The sequence below is a fragment of the Cytobacillus citreus genome (genome assembly GCF_018343665.1).
GTDB lineage: Bacteria > Bacillota > Bacilli > Bacillales > Cytobacillaceae > Cytobacillus > Cytobacillus citreus.
The window spans coordinates 977,655-992,516 of record NZ_JAGYPM010000002.1 but is presented as its reverse complement, the minus strand read 5'-3'; the positions used below and the strand labels follow the sequence as shown (position 1 = coordinate 992,516).

Below are 14,862 nucleotides of genomic sequence, written 5' to 3'. Positions count from 1 at the left end.
ACTAATTACCTCCTTTCGCACTTTTCCATTTTCCAAAGAAATCAGTAATTTCACGCGTTCCCATCAATCCTTGTGGGCGATATAACATAACAATAATTAGCACAAGACTATACAAGATCATTCGTGTTTCTGGATAATCCTGTAAGAAGGTTGAAACTAGAGTTAATAGAATAGCTGAAATTACTGCTCCTGATAAGCTGCCAAGTCCTCCTAGAACAACAAAAATTAATATATCAAATGACTTTAAGAACCCGAAGTTTGTCGGCAGAATAATATAAAAGTTATGAGAATACAAACCGCCTGCAATCCCCGCAAAGAAGGAGCCTAACGCGAAAGCGATAACCTTATAAAAGGTTGTATTAATCCCCATAGCATCCGCAGCAATTTCATTCTCCCGAACAGATATACATGCACGTCCGTGTCTGGAATTTGTAAAGTTCATAATAACTAATATTGTAATAAATAGACATACGAACGTATATGTCCAGGTTGTTAGATGGGAAACCTGCATTCCAGCAGCTCCACCAACATAATCAATATTTAGGAATACAATCCGAATAATTTCAGCAAAGCCTAATGTCGCAATCGCTAAATAATCACCCTTTAAACGTAGACTTGGGATCCCAACTATGAGTCCTGCTAAAGCAGCTACAATCCCACCGACTAATATAGCCACTGGAAAAGGAAGATGTAATTTCATCGTGAAAATGGCTGAAATATATGCCCCAACTGCTAAAAATCCAGCATGCCCAATTGAAAATTGACCAGTAATACCTATTACTAAATGAAGACTTACTGCCAAAATGATGTTTATGCCAATAAAGATAAGCGTATTAGAATAAAATGAATTTAAGATTCCGGCACTGATTAGAAATTGAACAGTTCCATATACAATAATTGATACTATCAAAAATAGCCAAAATCCTTTTGCCTTTTTCATAATCTGTTCACCTACACTTTCTCTCTAGCATTTTTGCCGAAGATGCCCGACGGTCTAAATAGAAGAATTAGGATAAGAATGATGAATGCTGCTGCATCTCTCCAAAGTGAAAAGCCTAAAGCACTTACTATTGTCTCTACCACTCCAAGTACAAGCCCACCGACCATTGCTCCTGGAATAATACCTATTCCGCCTAAAACGGCAGCTACGAAAGCCTTTAAACCTGGAATGATCCCCATTAAAGGTTCTATTTTCGTATAATAAACACCAAATATTACGCCTGCCGCCCCTGCCATAGCTGAACCAATAGCAAAAGTAGCTGAAATTGTATTATCTACATTAATCCCCATCAAACGAGCAGCGTCCATATCATGAGATACCGCACGCATGGCCTTACCAATTTTTGTTTTATGAACGATAAATTGCAAAATAAGCATTAGAACAATGGACACGGAGAGAATTAATAGAGATTGGCTGCTGATTTGAGCACCAAAAAATTCAAAGGATTTGTTTGGTAATACATTCGGATAAGCTTCCGGTTGTGCACCTCGAACATAGATCACTCCATATTCGATTAGAAGGGAAACACCGATTGCCGTAATTAAAGCGGCAATTCGGGTAGCATTACGAAGACGCTTATAAGCGATTCTCTCAATAAGAACTCCTAATATGGCACAGACAGTCATGGCCAGTAATAAAGCCGGGAAAAAGCCTAATCCCCATCCTGTAATAGCATAAAAGCCAACAAACGCACCAATCATAAAAACATCGCCATGAGCAAAGTTAATTAATTTAATAATTCCATAAACCATCGTATAACCTAATGCGATTAACCCATAAATACTGCCGAGTGAAATACCGTTAATTAATTGTTGTACCCATTCCATGAACTCTCACTCCTTTATAGAAAAGCGGAAGCGCCTTCGGAACAATCAAAGGACAATTGTTCCTGCGATGTCTGTTCGCAGAAGCTTTCCTTTGTGCTCAGGGGCGACAAGCATAAGACAAGCTGGCTAGAAGGTTGCTCTTTAACCTTCTGGACTGATTGGCTTATGACCTCGAGCCCCTAGGCGCAGTAGCTAGACATATTAGAAAAGCGGAAGCGCCTCGCTCAGGGGCGACAAGCACAAGACGAGCCTCACTGAAAGGTGTTCTTTACCTTTCTGGGAGGATTGGCTTGTGACCTCGAGCCCCTAGGCGCCGTAGCTAGACATTTTAGAAAAGCGGAAGCGCCTTGGCGCTGGAGCTTGCTGACTTTTCGACATAAAAACTGATATTTCGTATCATTAAGAATGAAAAATGGGAGGATAGGATAATCCCCCCATTTCCTTGGTTAATCTTAAGGATTAACTTTTGTGTTGAATTTTTGTTTTCCATCAACATACTCTAAAACTGTTGCTGATTTAATTAAGTGGTGTTTCTTATCAACAGTGATTGTACCAGTGATTAAAGATAAATCCTTAGTAGCGGCAAGAGCATCTTTAATTTTTTCTGAATCAGATGTAGTTCCAGCACGTTTCATTGCATCTACTAAAAGGTAAACTGTGTCATAGCCAAGTGCGTTAAAGGCATCTGGTGATTTGCCGTTATACTTATCTCCAAAAGCTTTAACAAACTTTTGAATTGTTGCATCTTGATCTTCAGAAGAATAGTGGTTAATAATGAAAGTGTTATTTAAAGCATCAGCACCAGCTAATTCAACTAGCTTCGGAGAATCCCAGCCGTCAGCTCCCATTAAAGGAACTGTGATTCCCATTTCTCTGGCTTGCTTAACGATTAGACCTACTTCTTCATAGTATCCAGGAATGAAAATATATTCTGGATTTTTTGATTTAATAAGAGTTAATGTCGAACGGAAGTCAGTATCCTTTGCTACATAGGATTCATTAGCTACAATTTTTCCTCCTCCAGCTTCGAAAGTTTCTTTAAATGAGGCAGCAAGACCCTTTGCATAATCACTTGCATTATCCGCATATATAGCTACATTTTTTACCTTAAGTTCGTTTAGAGCAAAGTTAGCTGCAACTGTTCCTTGGAATGGGTCAATAAACGCAGTACGGAATACGAACTCATTTACTGTTCCATCCTCTTTTACTGTTACAGTTGGGCTTGTTCCAGATGGAGAGATAAGTACTGTCTTAGTATCATTTGCAATTTGCGCTTGTGCCACTGTATTACCACTTGTAGCTGAACCAATAATTGCTGTTACTTTATCTTGGCTCGTCAATTTAATTGCAGCGTTTGTCGCCTCAGCTGCATCTGATTTATTATCAACTTTAATTGGTTCTAACTTTTTCCCATCTACTCCACCATTATTATTAATTTCCTCAATTGCTAGAGCGACCCCATCAGCAATACCTGTCCCGTAGGAGGCAACTCCACCTGAAAGTTCTAAGTTCAAACCAATCTTTATTGTGTCTCCATCTTTTGAACCTGTTTCTTTACTCACTCCACAACCAGCCAATAGTCCTGCAACTAATGCTGAAGCCATTAGGACAGAAGTAATTTTTTTCTTAAAAACCACTTGTATTCCCCCTTTTTTCGATTATTCAAACAATTTAAAACATAATAAGGTATTTGTTCGATTATTGTGTGGTTAATCTCCCTTTTACCCACTATTGCAGTCAGACTTTCTACCTAAATTCGTTTAGGGATTCTAAGTTTTCTGACTATTTAATTTAATATAAAGCTAGTATATTATTTTTAAATTAGTCTGTCAAAACATTCTTATAAAAAGGAATGAATATAGAAAAATTCATAGACTCTCTGCTACGTTAATGAAATACTTTAAATTATTATCAATTTATTATTATACTAATTATTATTCTGAAAAAAATGGAATTTCAAAGGATTACTACGACTATATTTGAAAAAAAGTGAGTATATGCTAACAAATTTATTCTTTCCATAAAGAAAACTCGCCGATTGGCGAGCCTTGGAAAGGCGAAGACAGAGGCGTAGTTGCACTTATACTTAACTCCTAAAATTGGCAACTACGTCGGATCATCTTCTGCGCTGGCAATTTATACTTAACGTATAAAAAAACTTTCCCTAAATAGAGAAAGCCTACTGCAACTTTATTAATGGGTAATTCCTGCTAAAATAGCAAACAATTTTCTCATTAAAATGCGGTATCACAACTTAGAATCATTAGGTTTAGTTCCTTCTTTAAGTCTACTTCATACGGAATAACTCTCTCTCCATTTTGTTCTATAATTCTTATTATTGGCCTATCACCATATCCAGTATTTTGTCCTGAAACGATCCCTTTACGTCCATCATTAAGTTCTACTGTAATACCAACTGGATATATCGCAACGGCTAAGCGAAAGGCTTCAACAATTCTCTGGTCAAATAATGTCCCTGATCCTGCGTAAAGAATTTCCAAACCTTCATGTGGAAGCATTGCTCTCCTGTATACTCGATTCGATGTAACTGCATCAAACACATCAGCAACAGCAATAATTTTCCCAAAATAATGAATTTCAGATCCCATTATTCCTCTTGGATAACCAGTACCATTTATCCGCTCATGGTGCTGATAGGCACAGTGTGCGACTAGCAGTGGAATCGTCTGTACCTTTCTTAAAATTTCAAAGCCTTCTTCTGCATGCTTTTTGATCGCCTCATACTCATCCGCGGTTAATTGATTTGGTTTCAATAAAACATCTAAAGGAACCTTAAGTTTCCCAATATCATGGAATATCGCCCCAAGTCCTAAAATTTCAAGCTCCTTTGGAGAAAGTTTCAATTCCATTCCAATTGCTAAAGTATATAGCGTGACATTCAATGAATGTGTAAAAATATAATTATCGTATGTAAATGCATCAGAGAGTAAAATTAATAATTCATTTTTACTTTTTATTTCTTCAAGGAGTGAACGAATTAATTGAGAAAAACGCTTTGAAGTTTTTTCAACAACGAAGGAGCTGGATAGCTTTTGTTCTTTTTGAATATTATGAAATGTTGTAAAGATGGTCTGAATTGCTTCTCTCCGAAGGGAATCAGAAAGTGTCCCTTCACATATAATATCCTCTGACTGGCTATCTTTTATATAAATATAACTAATTCCTAGCTCTTGAAGACGCTGAATGATGACCTCCTTTAATACCATTCCTTCATTTAGCAATATTTGTCCCTTTTCATTGTATATCGCTTTAGCAAGGAATGAACCTGCTTCCACCGATGCTGTTGTCACTAATCTCATGAATTACACCTATTTCATATGTAAAGTTTTCATCTATAAATTGAAATAATCATCCACATTACCAATTATTTCATAAAGCTTTTTCTACTTTTTGCGACATTTTTCCTATTGATTCTACATTAACCTTTTTTTAGTCAAAATTTCAACCTACAATAGTCCTTTTTTTATAAAAAATATGTTAGTATTTTTAAATGAAGATGAAAGTTTAAATTTCCATATATAACAAGAAAAGAGCGTATGCCAAATAAAAAAGCACCTCTATGAGATGCGTTCATTTCAAAATATTATCAAATTGCTCTTTGTTTCTGCGATTCGTTTACTTCTTTTGATTTATAGGATGGATAATCTTTATCAACGAAAGGAATTATACACATAATACTCATAAAAACATAAAGCGCCCTATTGCTATTTATATCTCCACTAACCATTGAGTTCGCTAAATAATATATGAACAAACATATTACCGTTAAATGAACGCTATTATTAAATCTACTTCTATCTATCTTTAGTATCATACCTCTATAAATGCTTAATATGAAATATAAAGAAAAGATAAATAATCCAACCAAACCTAACTCGGAAAGTATTTCTAATACAATATTATGCGGATAATCAGATGCATCTAACCCACTATAATAAAGTGGGAAACTACCAATACCTCCACCAAAGATGACGTGATTTTGGAAAGTGTCAAATGCAGATTCCATTCTCTCAGTTCTTCCATCCGCAGAAGAACTTTCTGTGAATAATACTGAAAATCGATATATTATCGTATCAAAAAAACCTTTTGTTGCAAGTCCAACTAAAATTACTGACCCTAAAATAATAGAGGCTAGTAAAACTTTGGTTCCTTTCCTAATGTAAATAAAACCTCTTTTTATTCTAACGGATTTATACAATGCATAGATCAAAGATAAAGCGAAAGCAACTAATGGCATTCTACTTCCAGTTGAAAACAATACAAATGACACTAAGATAATTGAAAAGAATGAAATCAGTTTAACTTTTTTACTGCTCTCTCCTATTAAAAACAAAAATATTAAGATAATTAATGCTACACCATTAAGCCTAGCTAAACCTTGATAATTTCCATCATTAAATCCAATAAAACCTATTGAAGAGCCTCTTAAAAATATTGAAGGTAACATTACAGCAGATAATATCACTGATAGTACAGATAAATAAAGTAAAAATCTAACAATAGACTGTTTGTCCTTAAACAAAAAGAAAGGAAAAACAATTGCTGGCATTGTTACTACAGCGAACTTAATTATCTTTTCAGTTGCGTAAATTTGACTCGGTGTGAACATATAGCTGAACAATAACAATCCGAAAATTAACATTGTAATAAAAAGAGGCATTCTTGCATATTTTGCAATTGAAGTATTCCTACTTAAACGATACAGTATTGAAAGCCCAGTAAGAACTAAAAATAAAGCAGATATATCTATAGATAAGTTCAAACTTTCTTTAAACACTCCTGAAAATAAAAAGATAGCAAAAAACATTTCTCCAAAATAGAGTTTTTTCGACATAATACACCTCAGATTTTATATTACTTCTAATAGTATACTATGAAATTAATACATAATATATCAAACTTCCGGATCAAACTTCCGGTTATTCTGATAAAACTAAGGTTTGATAAGTTAAATTGGCGTTATCGTTTTGAAGAATATGATGGCAAAGTTATGAGCTTTTGGTATGAAGATCATCAAACTGGAAAATCACCTTTTGATTACTCGGAAACCACGCCTTCAATAAATCTAATACAACTTTTTGTCAAGACTTTCCCAAAAAATTATAGGGAATATACTCACTTGAAACCCATTCATTTCGATTATCTAGCGCTCCTTCTGTTACTAGGGCATGAATATCTGGGTTGAATTTTAAATCTCTTCCAAATGTATGGATTACCGTAATAACTCCAACTGTCAAATTACGCTAAACAATAAAAAAGGCAGCCATATTTTTGGCATGCCTATAGCATCTTTAGAAGTGCTTCTTTTCCTATCATTCCTTTGTGAATACCTAAAGCCTCAGCTTCATAAGTGACAGATTCAAGTGGAGCATCAAGGAGCTGGTCAATAGTTTTTACGCCTACTGCTCGGCCTGCTATCACTTTACGATCATTTAGCTTCTCATTTAATAATGCGACATCAAGAGCGCCGCACATTATATATCCTTTATCGTTTGTAACAACAAGTAAAGTTGTTTTGGGCAGTTGAACAGAAACACTTAAAAAGGTATGTCCTAGTATGTCTATCGGTTTCAAATCAATCAACAGATGAACACTCCTTTCCCTTCCTTTACAAAGTATGCAAAATAATAAAAAGAGTGTATTCATCTAGAATTCGGAAAACAGGTAAGGGAAAACCGGCAATATTCTAAAACATTCTGCGTTAAAATAAATTCATCTGTCTCGGAGCTAAGTCGTCATATTGTATATTTAATATATTTATTAACTGTTTTGCATTGTCAGCAGCGTCACCACCAGAATTATTGTTAAAGACGACATATACATTCTTACACGCTTTTTCGAGCTTTTGCAGATGCATAACCCACTCTGATAGCTCCTGATGATTATAACGGTATAAATATCTAACTTCCCGCCAGTTCTCAGCATTTTTCTTTTGCCACCCATGAACATTTCTGCCATGAAAACGAACTAACACCTTTTCATCATTCGTTGGCTCTAGAACTGTAGGAACCGAGCCCTCTCCAGATTGTGGTTCATCACAAATACTATGTATCCATTTCTCATCCTTCATAAATTGGATCGTCTTATCCTTATATTCTTTTTTAAACCATGATTGGTGACGGAATTCTAATGCACATGGTATATCTGTCATCTGTTCTTTACACCAACGTAAGTAGTCTACATTTTGTTTTTTACAATCAAACCATGGTGGAAATTGAAAGAGCACCATTGCAAGTTTGTTTGACTCTATATATGGATGCAGTGAATCCTTAAAGGCAGCAAACATTTCGTTCTTATCTTGAAAAGGAATTTCGCCTCTTTCATGTCCCGTCATTCCTTGGTAGGCTTTAACAATAAATTGAAAAGAATTCGGAGTATCATTAACCCATTTCTCAGAATTCCGTTTGGGCTGGACAGCATAAAAGGTTGAATCCACCTCAACCGTTGGGAAAAAACCGCCATATTCCTTTAATTTATCTCGAGGGGAAATTGGATTTGAATATAAGCTGTCATGATCCCCCCAACCTGTTACACCTATTAATATCATGAAAACCAACCTCCAATTTGAGGGTAAACATTCTTGAATCAGTATAATCGAACGTGATTGCAATAATGGCTAAACAAATATCCGCTCACCGTTACTGGTGAGCGGACATTTGGATTATATTAACCAATAGAGCCTTCCATCTCGAACTTAATCAAACGGTTCATTTCTACCGCATATTCCATTGGAAGTTCTTTCGTAAATGGCTCGATGAAGCCCATTACGATCATTTCCGTTGCTTCTTCCTCAGAAATTCCACGGCTCATGAGATAGAATAATTGCTCTTCAGAAACCTTTGAAACCTTCGCTTCGTGCTCTAATGAGATGTTATCATTCATGATTTCGTTATATGGAATTGTATCTGAAGTTGACTGATTATCCATAATTAACGTGTCACATTCGATATTAGCACGGGCACCATCTGCTTTTCGCCCGAATTGAACGATTCCACGATATGTTACTTTTCCGCCTTGCTTAGAAATGGATTTTGATACGATCGTAGAAGAAGTGTTTGGTGCAAGGTGAATCATTTTCGCTCCAGCATCCTGGTGCTGACCTTTACCTGCTAACGCGATGGAAAGAGTCATACCACGAGCACCTTCTCCTTTTAAAATAACTGCTGGATATTTCATTGTTAATTTCGAACCGATGTTGCCATCAATCCATTCCATTGTCGCATTTGCTTCACAAACGGCACGCTTTGTAACAAGGTTATACACGTTGTTTGCCCAATTTTGGATGGTTGTATAACGGCAGTAAGCATCCTTCTTGATGATGATTTCTACAACAGCACTGTGAAGAGAGTTTGTTGTGTAAACAGGAGCTGTACAGCCTTCTACATAGTGAACATGTGCGCCTTCATCCACGATAATAAGCGTACGTTCAAATTGACCCATATTTTCAGAGTTAATACGGAAATATGCCTGTAATGGTGTTTCCACTTTAATTCCTTTAGGAACATAAATGAAAGATCCACCAGACCAAACAGCTGAGTTTAATGCAGCAAACTTGTTATCTGTTGGAGGAATTACCTTCGCCCAATGCTCACGGAAAATATCTTCATTTTCACGTAAAGCAGAGTCTGTATCTTTAAATACGATTCCTTGTGCTTCAAGATCTTCCTGCATGTTATGATAAACAACCTCAGATTCATATTGAGCAGAAACCCCTGCTAAATACTTTTGCTCCGCTTCAGGGATCCCAAGCTTATCAAATGTTTGCTTAATTTCCTCTGGCACTTCATCCCATGAACGCTCAGTTTTCTCAGATGGTTTAACATAATACGTAATTTCATCAAAGTTCAATGACGCTAAATCTCCGCCCCATTGCGGCATCGGCATGTTGTAGAAATGCTCTAATGATTTCAAACGGAAGTCTAGCATCCACTGTGGCTCTTCCTTCATTTTTGAAATTTCTTCAACAATTTCTTTCGTCAAACCGCGTTTTGAGCGGAAAATGGAAACGTCTTTATCGGCAAATCCATATTTGTAATCGCCAATTTCAGGCATCTTTTTTGCCATCGTCGTATTCCTCCTTAAAAGTGTCCAGAACAAGCAAGACACTTACATAATTGTTTGGCATAAGTTGATTTCCGCTGCAGGCACTCGCTTTCCGCGGGCGGTCCGGGAGCCTCCTCGTCGCTATCGCTCCTGCGGGGTCTCCCGTGACACGCTTCTCCCGCAGGAGTCGAGTGCCTTCCGCTACAATCAACGACTAAATTGCGTTATCAACTTCCCATTTAACATAACCATTATAAAAAGCTACTTAGAATCCTCTTTTAACCCTTTCTCCATTGCCTTCCACGCTAATGTTGCACACTTTATTCTAGCAGGGAATTTTGAAACACCTGAAAGAGCTTCGATATCTCCAAGATCTAAATCAACATCATATTCTTTCCCCTGCATTATATGTGAAAAAACCTCTGAAAGCTTTAAGGCATCTTCAATATTTAATCCTTTTATTGCTTGGGTCATCATGGAAGCGGACGACATCGAAATGGAGCAGCCTTCACCCTCGAATTTCGCATCAGTTACTTTACCATCCTCTAGCTTTAACATCAATTGAATTCGATCTCCACATGTTGGGTTATTCATATTGATTGTTAAGCTACCATCTTCTAAAACCCCTCTGTTACGAGGATTTTTATAATGATCCATGATTACTTGTCTATATAGAGTATCTAAATTATTAGAAGACATCGCTGAAATACTCCTTTGTTTTGACAAGCCCTTGAACAAGCTTATCAATCTCTTCTTCTGTATTGTACAGGTAGAAGCTTGCTCGTGCTGTCGCAGAAGCTTTCAGCCATTTCATTAACGGTTGTGCACAATGATGGCCAGCACGGACAGCAATTCCTTCAGCATCCAATACAGTTGCTACATCATGAGGATGAACATCATTAAGGTTAAAGGTAACCAACCCTGCTCGTTTTGCTGCTTCTTTCGGGCCATAAATCGTGATTCCCTCAACCTGTGACATTTTTTCCAGAGCATAAGCAGCAAGCTTGTGCTCATGAGCCTCAATATTTTCTAAACCAACCTCTTGTAAGAAATCGATGGCAGCTCCTAATCCAATTGCACCAGCAATGATTGGGGTACCTCCTTCAAACTTCCAAGGAAGCTCCTTCCATGTGGATTCATATAATCCTACAAAATCAATCATTTCTCCGCCGAACTCGATTGGTTCCATGTTTTCAAGATGCTCTTTCTTTCCATACAGAACACCGATGCCTGTAGGTCCACACATTTTATGAGCGGAAAAAGCAAAGAAATCACAGTCTAAATCTTGAACATCCACTTTTAAATGTGGAGTACTTTGTGCACCATCTACAACCATGACTGCCCCATTTTGATGAGCAATTTTCGCGATATCCTTAATAGGGTTCACGACACCAAGTACATTTGATACATGCATAATGGAAACAATCTTTGTATTACTTGTTACTGTTGCTTTGACATCATCAAGGGAAATCGTACCATCTTCTTGAAGAGGCAAGTATTTCAAGACGGCACCCGTTTGCTTTGCCACTTGCTGCCAAGGAATGATGTTACTATGATGCTCCATATACGAAATGACGATTTCATCGCCCTCTGAGAGGTTAGCTCTTGCATAGCTTGCTGCAACAGTGTTAAGAGCCGTCGTTGTTCCTCTTGTAAAAATGACTTCTTCTGTTGATTTTGCATTAATAAACTTTCGAACCTTTTCTCTTGCACCCTCATAGCCATCCGTCGCTTTCGTACCTAGCGTATGGACACCTCTGTGTACATTTGAATTATATTCACGATAATATCTATCCACCGCTTCTATGACCTGAACAGGCTTTTGGGATGTTGCAGCACTGTCAAGATATACGAGCGGATTCCCATTAACTTCTTGATTAAGAATTGGAAATTGGTTGCGGATATCCTGGATATTCATTATCTTACTTTCCTTTCAATAACTTCAACGAGCTGCTTTTTAACACCTTCAATTGGAAGTGCATTTACAACAGGTGCTAAGAAACCATGGATAACAAGTCGCTCTGCTTCTGTCTTTGGAATACCACGACTCATTAAATAATAGAGCTGAAGCGGATCAACACGCCCTACAGAAGCAGCGTGGCCTGCTGTCACATCGTCTTCATCAATTAATAGAATTGGATTTGCATCTCCGCGTGCTTTTTCATTCAACATAAGAACGCGAGATTCTTGTTCTGCATTAGACTTAGATGCCCCATGCTCAATTTTCCCAATTCCGTTAAAGATAGTAGTTGCAGAATCTTTTACTACTCCATGCTTAAGGATATAGCCTTCTGAGCTCTTACCAAAATGTACAATACTAGTTGTGAAATTTTGTGTTTGCTCGCCATTTCCAACAACAACCGTTTTCGAATCTCCAAATGATCCGTCACCCATTAGGTTTGTCACATTTTCATAAATCGTGTTGCTATTATTCATTAAGCCTAGAGCCCATTCAATACGAGCATCTCTGTCAGCAATACCGCGGCGGTTTACATAACCAGTAAGACCTTTAGCAAGCGTATCAACTGCTCCATATTGCACTTTTGAACCAGGGCCTGCTATTACTTCTGTTACAATATTGAAAACTCCGTTTGCAGAATCCATTGTTGAAACATAGTTCTCTACGTATGTGACTGAACTATTATCTTCAGCAACGACAATCACATGATTGAAAAGAGTTGTGTTTTGATTATCATGAAGATAGATAGCTTGAATTGGCTGGCTAACTTCTACATTTTTTGGAATATATAAGAAAGCTCCACCATTTACTAAAGCAGCATGTAATGCCGTTAACTTATTTTCATCTGCTTTAACGCCTTTAGTCATAAAATACTTTTGGAGTAAATCGCTATGCTCTCTAGCAGCTGTAAAGATATCAGTGAAAATAACTCCATTTTCCTGAAGCTCTTTAGAAACTGCTAAATAAGTTGGTCTGTTATTGCGTTGAATATATAAATTGTGTTCAGTAGCTTCAAGATTGATTAATGTTTTAACTTCGTCAGGAAGTTCATTTAATGATGAGAAATCCTCACTGGCTACAATATGTTGATTGAACTGTGTAAAGTTCCAATTTTTGATATTTGTTTTATCAGGCTTAGGCATTGGCAAGTTTTCAGAGATTTCAAGAGCTTGTAAACGAAACTCTGTTAACCAAGCCGGTTCACCCATATCTTTTGAAAAGGAACGAATATATTCCTTGTCAAATGGTAATTTTGTTTCTGTTGACATAATGATCCCCCTAACAATTACGCTTCTTGGCCAACTGTTTCGTCTTCAATACCTAACTCTTTCTTAATCCAGTCATAACCTTCTGACTCTAGACGCTGTGCAAGCTCAGGGCCGCCTGATTTTACAATGCGTCCTTGCATCATAACATGTACATAGTCAGGAGTGATGTAGTTTAGAAGACGTTGGTAGTGAGTGATGATTAAGCATCCAAAATCCTCACCGCGCATATCATTGATTCCTTTGGAAACAACCTTTAATGCATCGATATCAAGACCTGAATCGATTTCATCAAGAATCGCAATCTTAGGTTCAAGCATCATAAGCTGCAGAATTTCATTACGCTTTTTCTCTCCACCTGAGAATCCTTCATTTAAATAACGTTGTGCCATATCCTGATCCATTTCAAGGAATTCCATTTTGCTGTCCATTTTACGGATAAACTTCATTAATGAAATTTCATTGCCTTCCTCTTGGCGGCTATTGATCGCTGAACGTAAAAAGTCTGCATTTGTAACCCCGCTAATTTCACTTGGATATTGCATAGCTAGGAATAGACCTGCACGTGCACGCTCGTCAACTTCCATTTCCAGCACATCGTCGCCATCAAGGGTAACACTTCCCTTAGTTACTTCATATTTAGGATGACCCATAATTGCAGATGAAAGTGTTGATTTACCTGTACCGTTTGGTCCCATGATTGCATGGATTTCTCCACCTTTTATTTCTAGGTTTACGCCTTTTAATATTTCTTTGCCTTCAATTTCAACATGAAGATCATTAATTGATAATTTTGAACCTGCCATTACTTTACCCTCCATCAATAAAAGAAGATTTTATCTTACGGCAGTTTGCCGCAACCCTCTATTCTCATTTTATTCTCATTACAATCTTATAACAAATTAAAAGTGTTAGCAACTCTCTTTCACTTATTTAACAAGTCGTTCATAGTGGAAACTCAAGGTATATTTATTTAAAGGATTTTTTGATTATCGACCATGTTAAACTTTCCAGTTGATTTCCACTGCAGGCACTAAGCGATCGCGGGCGGTCCGGAAGCCTCCTCGTCGCTATCGCTCCTGCGGGGTCTCCCTTTGACTCGCTTCTCCCGCAGGACGTTGAATAATCTTCCCCGAATACTCACCGCACGAAGAAAATGCGAATGCATTTTCGAGGATCTCGCGCCTTCCGCTCCAATCAACAACAAAATAGCATTATCAACTCGGAGATTTAAAAAAGCCTAATTATTCCCCATAAAATTCACCTTATTTATTTTAACCTTGCCCATTAATTTCATGTATGAGGAGGTAATTATTGAGAATTTCCTTTAGGATTTATTAGCAGATATTTAAATAAAAACACACTTTACTTTAGTACGTTAATAAAATTAAACTTTCCTTTTAGCTGAAAAAAAGGAGATCAGCACTTACAGCTGAGTCCCCTTTTCTTCCTTATATTATAGTTTCATTTTTATGAGTGAATCTTTCTCTCGAAATCAGCAACCATCTGCTTGCTTTTTATATAGTCTTCTTGACGCTTTTTTTCTACTTTCATTCTTACTTCGTGTTTTTGACTATACAATGCATACCCAACACCATGGGATCCACGCATAGCTTTTTCCATATCGTGTGTGTAATTTAATTGCAGCTGGTTGATAAAAACCAATCCTTTCATCAATTCGGGTTTTTTTTTCAGGTTAGATTTTACACCGAAGTGAAATGAATTACAAAGGCGAAAATTAGAAAA

The 14,862-nt window shown here is 37.1% G+C and carries 14 protein-coding genes; all 14 read right to left on the bottom strand.

All coding sequences use genetic code 11. The features are described 5' to 3' along the window. Nucleotide 1: 1 nt before the first annotated feature. A complete protein-coding gene (locus KHA94_RS10810) occupies nucleotides 2-940 on the bottom strand; it encodes a branched-chain amino acid ABC transporter permease (RefSeq protein WP_213102100.1) in 939 nt (312 codons plus the stop codon). Between the two features lie 11 nt (nucleotides 941-951). Next, the gene (locus KHA94_RS10805) at nucleotides 952-1,827 is read right to left on the bottom strand and encodes a branched-chain amino acid ABC transporter permease (RefSeq protein ID WP_213102099.1); all 876 of its coding nucleotides are present in this window, start codon (nucleotides 1,825-1,827) and stop codon (nucleotides 952-954) included. Between the two features lie 452 nt (nucleotides 1,828-2,279). Then, nucleotides 2,280-3,431 carry an ABC transporter substrate-binding protein gene (locus KHA94_RS10800; RefSeq protein ID WP_213102286.1) on the bottom strand — a complete coding sequence of 384 codons (1,152 nt, stop codon included), beginning with the start codon at nucleotides 3,429-3,431 and terminating at the stop codon, nucleotides 2,280-2,282. Between the two features lie 630 nt (nucleotides 3,432-4,061). Then, complete coding sequence (locus KHA94_RS10795) at nucleotides 4,062-5,147, bottom strand: HD-GYP domain-containing protein (RefSeq protein WP_213102098.1); 1,086 nt, start codon at nucleotides 5,145-5,147, stop codon at nucleotides 4,062-4,064. A 287-nt stretch (nucleotides 5,148-5,434) separates the two neighbouring features. Beyond that, entirely contained in the window at nucleotides 5,435-6,682 is a 1,248-nt protein-coding gene (locus tag KHA94_RS10790) for an O-antigen ligase family protein (RefSeq protein WP_213102097.1), read from the bottom strand. A gap of 247 nt (nucleotides 6,683-6,929) precedes the next feature. After that, nucleotides 6,930-7,085, bottom strand: a complete 156-nt coding sequence (locus KHA94_RS26655) for a transposase (RefSeq protein WP_213102096.1) — start codon at nucleotides 7,083-7,085, stop codon at nucleotides 6,930-6,932. A gap of 43 nt (nucleotides 7,086-7,128) precedes the next feature. Then, complete coding sequence (locus tag KHA94_RS10780; RefSeq protein WP_213102095.1) at nucleotides 7,129-7,431, bottom strand: YunC family protein; 303 nt, start codon at nucleotides 7,429-7,431, stop codon at nucleotides 7,129-7,131. 118 nt (nucleotides 7,432-7,549) lie between these two features. After that, a complete protein-coding gene (locus KHA94_RS10775; protein WP_213102094.1) occupies nucleotides 7,550-8,395 on the bottom strand; it encodes a DUF72 domain-containing protein in 846 nt (281 codons plus the stop codon). 119 nt (nucleotides 8,396-8,514) lie between these two features. Next, nucleotides 8,515-9,912: a Fe-S cluster assembly protein SufB gene (gene sufB, locus KHA94_RS10770; protein WP_213102093.1), complete on the bottom strand. Its 1,398-nt coding sequence runs from the start codon at nucleotides 9,910-9,912 to the stop codon at nucleotides 8,515-8,517. A 240-nt stretch (nucleotides 9,913-10,152) separates the two neighbouring features. Then, nucleotides 10,153-10,590, bottom strand: a complete 438-nt coding sequence (gene sufU, locus KHA94_RS10765) for a Fe-S cluster assembly sulfur transfer protein SufU (protein ID WP_213102092.1) — start codon at nucleotides 10,588-10,590, stop codon at nucleotides 10,153-10,155. After that, nucleotides 10,580-11,809: a cysteine desulfurase gene (locus tag KHA94_RS10760; RefSeq protein ID WP_213102091.1), complete on the bottom strand. Its 1,230-nt coding sequence runs from the start codon at nucleotides 11,807-11,809 to the stop codon at nucleotides 10,580-10,582. Before KHA94_RS10760 ends, sufU begins: the two co-directional genes overlap by 11 nt. Then, a complete protein-coding gene (sufD, locus tag KHA94_RS10755; RefSeq protein ID WP_213102090.1) occupies nucleotides 11,809-13,119 on the bottom strand; it encodes a Fe-S cluster assembly protein SufD in 1,311 nt (436 codons plus the stop codon). Before sufD ends, KHA94_RS10760 begins: the two co-directional genes overlap by 1 nt. Nucleotides 13,120-13,136: 17 nt before the next feature. After that, on the bottom strand, nucleotides 13,137-13,922 hold the full coding sequence (gene sufC, locus KHA94_RS10750) for a Fe-S cluster assembly ATPase SufC (RefSeq protein ID WP_213102089.1): 786 nt from the start codon (nucleotides 13,920-13,922) through the stop codon (nucleotides 13,137-13,139). Between the two features lie 664 nt (nucleotides 13,923-14,586). Further along, nucleotides 14,587-14,781 (bottom strand): YuzK family famiily protein, encoded by a 195-nt coding sequence (locus KHA94_RS10745; protein WP_213102299.1) that lies wholly within the window; start codon nucleotides 14,779-14,781, stop codon nucleotides 14,587-14,589. Between the last annotated feature and the right edge of the window lie 81 nt (nucleotides 14,782-14,862).

What these genes read in the sequence shown, in the direction of transcription:
- KHA94_RS10810 (WP_213102100.1), bottom strand. Translation starts at nt 940, where the DNA reads ATGAAAAAGGCAAAAGGATTTTGGCTATTTTTGATAGTATCAATTATT.
- KHA94_RS10805 (WP_213102099.1), bottom strand. Translation starts at nt 1,827, where the DNA reads ATGGAATGGGTACAACAATTAATTAACGGTATTTCACTCGGCAGTATT.
- KHA94_RS10800 (WP_213102286.1), bottom strand. Translation starts at nt 3,431, where the DNA reads ATGGCTTCAGCATTAGTTGCAGGACTATTGGCTGGTTGTGGAGTGAGT.
- KHA94_RS10795 (WP_213102098.1), bottom strand. Translation starts at nt 5,147, where the DNA reads ATGAGATTAGTGACAACAGCATCGGTGGAAGCAGGTTCATTCCTTGCT.
- KHA94_RS10790 (WP_213102097.1), bottom strand. Translation starts at nt 6,682, where the DNA reads ATGTCGAAAAAACTCTATTTTGGAGAAATGTTTTTTGCTATCTTTTTA.
- KHA94_RS10775 (WP_213102094.1), bottom strand. Translation starts at nt 8,395, where the DNA reads ATGATATTAATAGGTGTAACAGGTTGGGGGGATCATGACAGCTTATAT.
- sufB (WP_213102093.1), bottom strand. Translation starts at nt 9,912, where the DNA reads ATGGCAAAAAAGATGCCTGAAATTGGCGATTACAAATATGGATTTGCC.
- sufU (WP_213102092.1), bottom strand. Translation starts at nt 10,590, where the DNA reads ATGTCTTCTAATAATTTAGATACTCTATATAGACAAGTAATCATGGAT.
- KHA94_RS10760 (WP_213102091.1), bottom strand. Translation starts at nt 11,809, where the DNA reads ATGAATATCCAGGATATCCGCAACCAATTTCCAATTCTTAATCAAGAA.
- sufD (WP_213102090.1), bottom strand. Translation starts at nt 13,119, where the DNA reads ATGTCAACAGAAACAAAATTACCATTTGACAAGGAATATATTCGTTCC.
- sufC (WP_213102089.1), bottom strand. Translation starts at nt 13,922, where the DNA reads ATGGCAGGTTCAAAATTATCAATTAATGATCTTCATGTTGAAATTGAA.